The sequence below is a fragment of the Paractinoplanes pyxinae genome (genome assembly GCF_026626335.1).
Taxonomy (GTDB): domain Bacteria; phylum Actinomycetota; class Actinomycetes; order Mycobacteriales; family Micromonosporaceae; genus Actinoplanes; species Actinoplanes pyxinae.
Window position 1 is genome coordinate 207,496 of sequence record NZ_JAPNTZ010000018.1, and the last position, 9,288, is coordinate 216,783.

The window sequence follows — 9,288 nt, forward strand, 5'->3', positions numbered from 1 at the left end:
CCGCGTGGCCGTGTTCGGCGGCGGCCCGGTCGGTCTCATGGCTGCGCACAGCGCCCTGATCCGCGGGGCTACCGAGGTCTTCGTCGTCGACAAGGTCGCCGACCGACTCAAACTCGCCGAGAAGATCGGCGCCACCCCGATCGACTTCTCAGCCGGCGACCCGGACGAGCAAATCTTCCAACACACCAGCGGCCAAGGCTGCGACCGCGGCGTCGAGGCCGTCGGCTTCCAGGCCCACGACGCCGGCGGCGACGAACATCCCGGACTGACGCTGGACCACCTCGTCAACGTCGTACGCAGCACCGGCGGCATCGGTGTGGTCGGGGTGTACGTCCCCGAGGACCCAGGCCTCGACCAGCCGACAAGAGCGGACCGGGTGACCTGGCAGTACGGCACCTTCTTCAGCAAGGGCCAATCGATGGGTACCGGACAAGCTCCCGTCAAACGCTACAACCGGCAACTACGCGACCTCATCATCACCGGCAAGGCCCAGCCGTCATTCATCGTCTCGCACGAAATCGGACTGGACAAGGCGCCCGACGCGTACGACAAGTTCGACAAGCGCATAGACGGTTACACCAAAGTCTTACTCAAGCCGAACGCTTGATCGTTTTCCAGACGGACGGACGGACGGGCGCGTAGCCACAGCACCTGTCCGCCGCCGTCTGGGCGCCGCGGTCGCCGCATTCCTCGTTGGAGTCTTTCCGGGCAATATAGCCCAATACATCGAGCGCAATGACGATCCCAGCATGGACACCGACGGCAAACGAGCCTTGCGGCTGCTCGGCCAGCCAGCCCTCATCGCCTGCGCACTCGCTGCCATCCGCGACCAGTAGGCCTAGCCTGGCGAATAGAGCGCCGCCGCAACCTCGGAACGTGGTGTCCCCCAATTCGAAAGTTACGGTGTGCTTGCCTGAGCGATATCGCCGGAACGATGTTGCTGGATGCTCGGGCGGGGAAGCCGGCAGCGCAGTCGGGCAAAGAGCCGCCGACAGACCCACCGAGCCAACCCTGCCAGCGATCGCCCCGGCCAGTGCACATCTTCTTTCGAACCCCATACCGAACGATGAAAGTGCTCGCCATGCATGCAGCATGACCGAGCACGAGGCCGATGAACTGACCGCCAAGACGAGGTTCAAAATACAAAGAGCCGGGAACAGTTCTCCGACACCTTTGGCTGAGCCCGGAGATCCCTGCTCCACTATGTGCGCGACCTGTACCGAGCCGAACAGAGCCGGCGGTTGCCGCGCCAGGTCGGCACGCTACCGACGTCCTTTGAGCGACATCCCCACATTCTCGTCAGACTCTCTGGGCGATCCACACGTTCGGCGGAATCGCTGAGCTCGTTACGCCGATCTCCCCTCTGTCCGTCGTATTTGTCGACTGGCGGGAAATGACGGCCCCAGTTGACGGGCTGAGCGCTAACGGTTATTGCGTAGCCGGTCAAATTCCGACCGGATACGGGGATAGCAGTCGCAAGCAGCATCTTGCAAGGCCGCCCGGTCGGTGATGCTGATGTTGCCTCGCCGGTAACTGATCAGTCCGGCGGACTGAAGCATGCCGGCGGTCAGAGACACGGTTGCCCGTCGTACGCCGAGCATCTGCGCCAGGAACTCCTGGGTGAGCGCGAACTGCGGGCTGCCGACACGGTCGGCGGTCATCAGCAGCCATCGGGCGGCGCGTTCCTCGGTAGTATGCAGCTGGTTGCAGGCAACGTTCTGCGACAGTTGCACGATCGTGGCCTGCACGTAGCGGTGCAGCTGGGCGTGCAGGATTCCGTCGCCGAGAAGGAACTCGCGCAGCCGCGCGGCGGGCATCCGGATGATGAGTCCTTCGATCTGCGCGACAACGGTGTTGGGGCTGTCCGAGACGCCCAGGAACACCGGCAGGCCGGCCATGCCTTCCCGGCCGATGGTCGCTACCTCCACGGCCGTCTCTTGGTCGACCTGCGTGATCATGGAAAGGACCGCGGAGACGGGAAAGTCGACATGCTCGATCGCTTGCCCGGCTTCGTACATCGTTTCCTTGAGGTGCACGGTCACGAGCCGCAGGTGCGGTCGCATCCGTTGCCACTCGTCGGCAGGCAGCGCGGACAACAGGAAGTTGTGGATGCGGGCGTCGTCTAGGTCGGTCACGGTGAGTCCTCCTTCGAGGCCGGCGACTACCCTCTTGAAGTCTGGTTATGCCAGGCACCGTACATAAGCCTTATGCTGATGCTGTGTCAGGTCCCGTACATATCCGCGACAGCCGAACTGGCTTTGACGTGGTCGTTGTCGCCGCGTCATTCGGCGGGCCTGCCGCTCTGGCCGCTGTGCTCGGTGAACTGCCCGTGGACTTTCCGGCCGCCGTCTTGGTGGTTCAGCACCGCACCGCGAGGATCGACACCGTGTTCGTCGAACACCTGCGGAGGCGCACTGTTCTACCCGTGCGGCTGGCACGGGAAGGCCAGCAGGTGCTCGCAACCGGGGTTACCGTGCTTCCCGCCCGGCACACTGGCATCGTTGACGGCGACCGGCTGCGGCTCCAGCCGGCCGGCAGTGCCCGTAGCGCCGATCCGCTGATCGGCAGTGTCGCCGCGGCCTACGGCACTCGGGCGATTGCGGTCGTGCTGACCGGTCGCCTTGACGACGGCGCCGCCGGAATCCGCACCGTCAAACGGCACGGGGGCCGGACCGTGGTTGAAGACCCCGCTTCCGCCCGAGCCGCCGGGATGCCCGCCGCCGCGCTCGCCACCGGCTGCGTCGATCTGGTCCTTCCGTTGCACACCATTTCGCATGCGCTCGTCGCGCTCACCATGGCGCCCGGAGCGGCCGATCTCTTCCGCGTTCCGCCCGCCTCCTGGGCACAGTTCGTCGCCTGAGCACTCAATACTTGAGCCACACATGGATGCCCGTCTTTCGAGCGATGCTGATTCATTCCGGGGCCCATGTGGATCTGTGCGCACGAAAGGACCGTCAACGCCAACCGGTACTGTGTCGATAGCCGGTCGCACCTGGCGGGAACTTGAGGGTGGCCCCGCTACCTGGTAGGCGTACGGACGCGAATCGTCGACTTTGGCCGAGGCGCGCAACCGCCGTCGACGCGTCCGCGGGCCGGGTGTCGCGAAGCGGCGTCCATGCCTTTCCTGCGCTGCAAAGCCATGGTGCCGGTGCTGCACTATTTTCAGCTCGGCTGCAGCAGCTGAGTGAACTCGCCGGCTGGAAGCGGTTTGGCGTAGAGGAAGCCTTGGCCGGTGTGGCAGCCCAGGGCCCGGAGCTCAGCTGCTTGATTGCTGGTTTCGATGCCTTCGGCGACGGTGTTCAGGTGCAGAACTTGGGCCAGGCGGATGACGGCTTCGGTGACGGCGGTGCCTTCGGCGGTGCCGTTGAGCTCAGCGACAAAGCTCCGGTCGATCTTGAGGATGTCGACGGGAAGGCGGGTGAGGTACTGCAGGGACGAGTAGCCGGTGCCGAAGTCGTCGAGGGCGATGCGGATGCCGTGTTCTCGCAGGGCCCGTAGCGCGGCGATGCCGCCGGCTTCGTCGACCAAGACGGCCTCGGTGACCTCCAGGACGAGGTGGCGCGGGTCGACGCCGGCGCGGGCGATCACGGTGAGAATGTCGTGCACGATGCTCGGTTCTCGTAACTGCCGGGGTGACAGGTTGACGCTGATGTGCATTCGCGGCCCGGCCGGGTTCTGCTGATGGAAGGCGTCGAGTTGAGTCAGCGCCTGTTCCAAGACCCACATCCCGATCGAGTTGATGGTTCCGGTGCGTTCAGCGATCGGGATGAACTGCACCGGCGAGATCAGGCCGTGGACAGGGTGCTGCCAGCGCAGCAGCGCTTCGGCGGCAATGGGGCGTTCGGTGTTCAGGTCCACCAGAGGCTGGTAGAGCACATGAAGTTCACCGCGGGCCTGGGCGTGTTCGAGATCGTCGGCCAGTGCGGCGTCGGCGGCGCGCCGGTCGATCAGGGCAGGATGGTAGAGGGTGTGGCCATGGCTGCCGGCTCGTTTGCTGTGATACATGGCGATATCGGCCTGCCGCAGCAGCATTTTGCTGTCCTGGCCGGATTCGGCGAGAGCGACGCCGACGCTGGCGCGCACCGGAACCACGTCGTCGTCCAGGTCTGCCGGATGCTCGCTGAGCGCGGCCAGGATCCGGCCGGCCACCGCCGTCGCCTGCGTCGCAGACGAGATCCCGGCCAGAAGGACCACGAACTCGTCGCCGCCGATGCGGGCGATGGTGGTCTGCTTGCGGACGACCGCGTCCAGTTGCCGGGCGACGTGGATCAGGAAGGCATCGCCGGCGGCGTGACCGTAGGCGTCATTGACCAGCTTGAACCCGTCGAGGTCGATCAGCAGCACCGTCGCCGATTCGCCGCGGCGAGCCAGCCGGTCGAAAGCCCGGTCCAGGCCGACCCGGTTGGCCAGGCCGGTCAACGGATCGGCGATGACCTGATCATGGCTCTCGCGCAGCGAGATCGTCTGCCGCACCGCCGCCGCGCAGGTCATCACGATCAGCGCGCAGACCAGACCTCCCCAGGGCAGCAATTGCCCCTCGCGCAAAGTAACGATGAGCATGAGCAGACCGCCGGTCACCATCGCGACCATCGGCAAGTGAGTCGCCCAAGTCGGCGGGTCACTCAACCGGCGCTGGAACGGCCGTCCCCGGCGTGCGCCGGCAACGATCGGTGCTGCAGTGAGCAACAGACCGGCGGTGACGATGCTCAGCCCCGCGGCCGGGGATACCGCCGCCGCCGTTCCGCGAGCGTCGATGATCGACCAGGTGACATCGGCGGCGAATAACACAGCCAGCCCCATGCTGAACGCGGTGATCGGCGCGGCAAACCGGGTCACCGCGCCGCGCAGCACGACCGAGGCGACAGCGGCCAGCAGAAGCAGGTCCCCCAGTGGCCAGCCGACGCTGATCAGCCACAACCGTGAAGGGTCCTGCGCGACAAGGGTGGGCTCAAGGTCGAAATACCAAGTCACCATGAAACCGGCGCACAGCACGACGAGGATTTCTGCGATCAAAGCGATGCGGTGGCGGCCGGAGAACTGACGTAAGCCGCCAGCGACCATCCCGGCACTGATCAGTGCAAACATGACCAGCCGGGCGACCGCACCAACCCACCACCAGATCGTCGTCGCTCCGGAGTCGGCGGCGAACAAGGCGATCGTGGCCAGCACAGACGCTGCCCGGCCCGCCCCGATCAATCCCCACGGCAGCGGACCGGTCAGAGAGCTCTTGGCGGCTCGCCAGCTGGCCGCGGCGCCGACCGCGTCCAGCACAAGGATCGACACACCGACGATCCACGGCCTGGCTTCGCCGTCGAAGGCGCCGACCAGCTGACCAGCTAAAATCAGGACCGCCAGGACAGCCACAGTCGGTGAGAGCCGCCACGACCGCACAACCCAGGACAGCGCGACCGTGGACCGCGCATCCCTCATAGCCGTCCCACTTCCGCCGCGACAAGTCGGAGGTTCTAACCGACATTCTCCTACCGGCGGCCGACATCACGTCACGAACTCCGCAAAAATTGCTTTCGCTGACGGTCTAACAACCGCCTCACGCAGATCGTCGCCGAAGCCCTGGTTGGTGGATCAGGTGGGAGCAAAGGCATGGCCCAGATCCCGCCTGGCGGTTACGGGTGGCCACCACCAATCCTCGACACCGAACAGACAAGCACTACAACCAGATCGAACGGCCCTTCAACCGGCGGAACTCGGCGAACACACCACCGTCACCGCTGTCAGTATCGGTGTCACCGTCAGCCGCGCCGGCGACAACCCACAGGATCTGCTGCGCCGCGCCGACGTCGCCATGTACGCCGCGAAGACGGCCGGCGGCCATCGGTGGCACTGGTTCGACGCAGCCTTGGACGAGGCCGCCAACGAGACTGCACGGCTGTCGGCTGACCTGCGCCAAGCGTTACCCGATGAGCAGATCTTCGCGCTGTACCAGCCCATCGTCGAGTTGACCACCGGGGCTATCGTCGGTGGCGAGGTGCTCATGCGCTGGCAGCACCCGCAGCGCGGATTGATCTCCCCGGACGTGTTCATCCCGCTGGCCGAACGCAGCGGTTGCATCGTCGAACTCGGCTACTGGGTGCTCGAACACACCTGTCGGCAGGCCGCCGCCTGGCGGGATCGTTACGGCGACAACGCCCCTGCCAAGATCAGCGTCAACGTGTCCGCTCGGCAACTCGCCAAATCCGACTTCGTCGACCAAATGGAGGTGATCCTGCGGCGAACCGGCATGGACGTCAGCCGGCTCGTCCTGGAAGTTACCGAAACCGCGGTCTTCTCCTCCACCGTCGCCGCACGCCGACTCGAACAGCTCAAAACTGTCGGTGTACGCATCGCTTTGGACGACTTCGGCACCGGCCAATCCACGCTGAGCCTGCTGCTGGACTGCCCGGTCGACATCCTCAAGGTCGACAAGTCCTTCGTCAGCGGCACTGCCGCCGACCAGGCCGGCGCCATCATCGTTAAGAACCTCATCGGCTTCACCACCGACTTCGCCATCGACGCCGTCGCCGAAGGGGTCGAAACCATCGCACAGGCCGACCGGCTCCGCCGGCTCGGCTACCAGTACGCGCAGGGCTACCTGTACGCCCGGCCGATGCCCGCCGCCGACTTCGAACACCAGTTCACCTCGTCAGCTGTCGCCGCCCTGACGAGGTAACCAGTCACGCGCCGGTTCAGTCGAACGGCGCCCCGGAGAGGGCAGCCACATCGCGGTAGCAGCGGCCGATCTGATTCCTACGATCCCGCCCCATCCACCTGACTGGCGCCTTCTGCACAGGGACTCCATCAGCGCGAGTTTGGACTGCAGCTGTAGTAGCCGATCCATGCCGTCCTGCTCGCCGGTAATGAACCGGGCCTCAACGATGCCGCCGGTGCAGAGCAGCACCCGATCAGCGGGCTCCCGCGCCTCCCCCGATCGCTGCTGACATCATCTTGTGGCCCCGGTGGAGCGAGGGTGCCGTCGACAGGACAGCACGTCGACGATCCCGCCCGTCACGAATAATGATGCCGCCTAGATACCCGGCGCAGATGACCTGCGGGTAGCACGGTGCGCCGGTCAAGCTCGGCCAGTACGGCGGTGACCACGCCGGCGCGGGCGGCGATCGCTCGCGCAGGCCGAGGAGCCGGTAGGTGGCAAGCAGCTGCAGGCCGGCGAGGCGGGCTGCGATACCGGCTGCACAAGAACAGCTTGCGGCGATGTTTATCAGGCCCGAGTCGGCTAATACGGCCGTCCGCGTGACGGCCGGTCAAGTCCTTCGCGGCGTTGGAGCGAGGGGGCTCGAGCGCCGCTGCTAACCGCAGACGGGACCGGCCGGACGCCTTGCGGGAGAGCATCCGCCAGCGTGGTCGGGTGCTCTCCCAACTGTCTGAAGCGGAGCGTCGGGCTCGACGACGGGATCAAAAGAGATCGCTTCCGACGAATCTCTGTCGCACTGCAGGGTATGCGCGGCAGGTCGAGAACCTTTCTCGCTAAGGAGGAGTCGATGACCAGCGCACCAAAGGTCCCGACTCTCGGGGCCGCCGAGGACGGCGATGCCACGGCACGGTCGTCGAGGGGGAGAATGGTCAAGTCACGGTTGATCAGCTTCAAGCCCGCGTCCTTGGCATATGGCGGCTCTCGCCCACCATCACGTATTGGCGGTGTACAGCCGGGACATGCTCGCCGCCACGGTGATCCCGTACTTCGACGCCGCGTGACTCGGGCACCTATGCCGGACGACAGGAGAAGTTGTGGCATCGCTAACAGAGCAGACACTATTGTCCGGTCTGCTACAGGACCGATTGCTTAGCATTGGCCGCAACACCGAACGGGAGCTTCCGGATCGCAACTGATCTCATCATTGTTGCTCAACTGGCCGAGAAGCTGATCACAGCAGTCGACTGGGTATCAGTCACCAGCAGGTTGGGGAACAGATACGTTACCGCCGCGGTAGGTAGCGACCTGGCGGCGGCCGTCGACCAAGCACAGTATGACGACGGAGCCGGCCCGTGCCTCGAAGCTCTTGAGGCGGATTATCCAGCTTTCGTGCCGGACATCGCCGCCACCGTCACGTGGCCGCGTTTCCGCGATACCGCAGCAAGCTTGGGCCTGAAGACGTCCCTATCGGTTCCACTCTTCGCCGGTTCCGGTGTGACATTTGCGTCACTTAATCTCTACAGCCGCCGAGCCGGTACCCTGTCGACGCTGACAAATGCGGTGTGGGCCGCTTACGATCCGGACCCCTTCGACTGCTGGAACCACGATGCGCTGGACCCCGGCGGCCGGGAATTGACCGCGGGCCTCATCAGCGCCGTAGCCCTCCGCGCCATGATCCGGCGAGCCGCCGCCATCTTGTCCGCAGGCAGAATGGACACACATCGCGGCTACCTAATCTTGTGCGAACAAGCCGCCGCGGCCGGCACTTCCCTGACCGACACCGCCGCACTAGTAATCGAACAGAACCAGCCCCACCTAGATGCGTGACGTCGATTCCGGGTCCAACTGCGACGATCGAAGTAAGGTGGCGATGCTCTGGCGGCTCTGGTGCCGCGTGAGGTCAAGTAGCCGTAAGCCGCTGGCGGCCAGTGCGCACAGCGATGTACGGGCTTGAGCAGGACGTCAATGCTTCCGCCCGTCGCCGGAGTGTGCGGCCGACGGGGCTCGGCTAGCGACGAAAGCTTGCAGCCGTGCTGATCGACGTCGTACGTCCACGCTTGATCGAGCTGATCTAGAGCAATCGCTCAATCTCAACCACAGCGCAGGTCAGCCAACCAGCGCAGGTGGCATCAAGTTTGGCGGGCACCGGCTCACGTTCCGGGAATCAGTGCACAGGGCTATTAGCGAACCCTCGGGGTACGCAGGTCGGGTGACAGCACATCGAAGCTCACCATCCCAATCAACCGTCTTAGCGATCATGGTCACGGATCAGATGAAGGGCATCGGCAACATAGTCGATAACAGTAGCCACAAGAAGACTGGCGCTGTCGAAGCGCGGAACAGACCAGTCCTACGCTGGAGCCTTGCTGCTGTCATCTCTCATCCGAGCTCATGCTTGCCCGACCAGCTCCGCACACCCGCCAGACAAGCGTCGGTGTCGTGTCACCACTGACGTGGCAGGCCGACACGGGCCCGACAACTGTGCACGTCGCGATCCATGGCCGACCCGACGATGACTCAGTCACCGCGCTGCGTGCCGCGCTTACGCACCACTGCAGACGGCAACCCAGTCAAGTGGTGCTGGACCTGTCCGATCTCGAGGCAGAAAACCAGGCCCTGGTCAAAGCATCAAGCCTGCCCGA

Annotated in this window: 7 protein-coding genes; 5 read left to right on the forward strand and 2 right to left on the reverse strand. The window is 65.0% G+C overall.

Features of this window, described 5'->3' with window-relative positions; genetic code table 11:
• The first annotated feature begins 4 nt into the window (after positions 1-4).
• Positions 5-607 (forward strand): zinc-binding dehydrogenase, encoded by a 603-nt coding sequence (locus OWR29_RS39765; protein WP_267568720.1) that lies wholly within the window; start codon positions 5-7, stop codon positions 605-607.
• Positions 608-1,421: 814 nt separating this feature from the next.
• Here OWR29_RS39765 and OWR29_RS39770 read toward each other — a convergent pair.
• A complete protein-coding gene (locus OWR29_RS39770; protein ID WP_267568721.1) occupies positions 1,422-2,135 on the reverse strand; it encodes a Crp/Fnr family transcriptional regulator in 714 nt (237 codons plus the stop codon).
• An 83-nt stretch (positions 2,136-2,218) separates the two neighbouring features.
• Here OWR29_RS39770 and OWR29_RS39775 point away from each other — a divergent pair, with 83 nt between their 5' ends.
• Positions 2,219-2,860: a chemotaxis protein CheB gene (locus OWR29_RS39775; RefSeq protein WP_267568722.1), complete on the forward strand. Its 642-nt coding sequence runs from the start codon at positions 2,219-2,221 to the stop codon at positions 2,858-2,860.
• A 302-nt stretch (positions 2,861-3,162) separates the two neighbouring features.
• Here the strand turns inward: OWR29_RS39775 and OWR29_RS39780 are convergent, their stop codons facing one another.
• A complete protein-coding gene (locus OWR29_RS39780; protein ID WP_267568723.1) occupies positions 3,163-5,364 on the reverse strand; it encodes a putative bifunctional diguanylate cyclase/phosphodiesterase in 2,202 nt (733 codons plus the stop codon).
• A 214-nt stretch (positions 5,365-5,578) separates the two neighbouring features.
• On the opposite strand from OWR29_RS39780, the gene OWR29_RS39785 reads away from it, so the two are divergent.
• From OWR29_RS39785 to OWR29_RS39795, 3 genes are all read left to right on the forward strand, one after another.
• Positions 5,579-6,667 (forward strand): putative bifunctional diguanylate cyclase/phosphodiesterase, encoded by a 1,089-nt coding sequence (locus OWR29_RS39785; RefSeq protein ID WP_267568724.1) that lies wholly within the window; start codon positions 5,579-5,581, stop codon positions 6,665-6,667.
• 1,134 nt (positions 6,668-7,801) lie between these two features.
• Positions 7,802-8,473, forward strand: coding sequence for a GAF domain-containing protein (locus tag OWR29_RS39790; protein WP_267568725.1), 672 nt, complete (start codon positions 7,802-7,804; stop codon positions 8,471-8,473).
• Positions 8,474-9,085: 612 nt separating this feature from the next.
• Positions 9,086-9,288, forward strand: a 203-nt coding sequence (locus OWR29_RS39795) for an STAS domain-containing protein (protein ID WP_267568726.1), incomplete at its 3' end; no start/stop codon positions are given.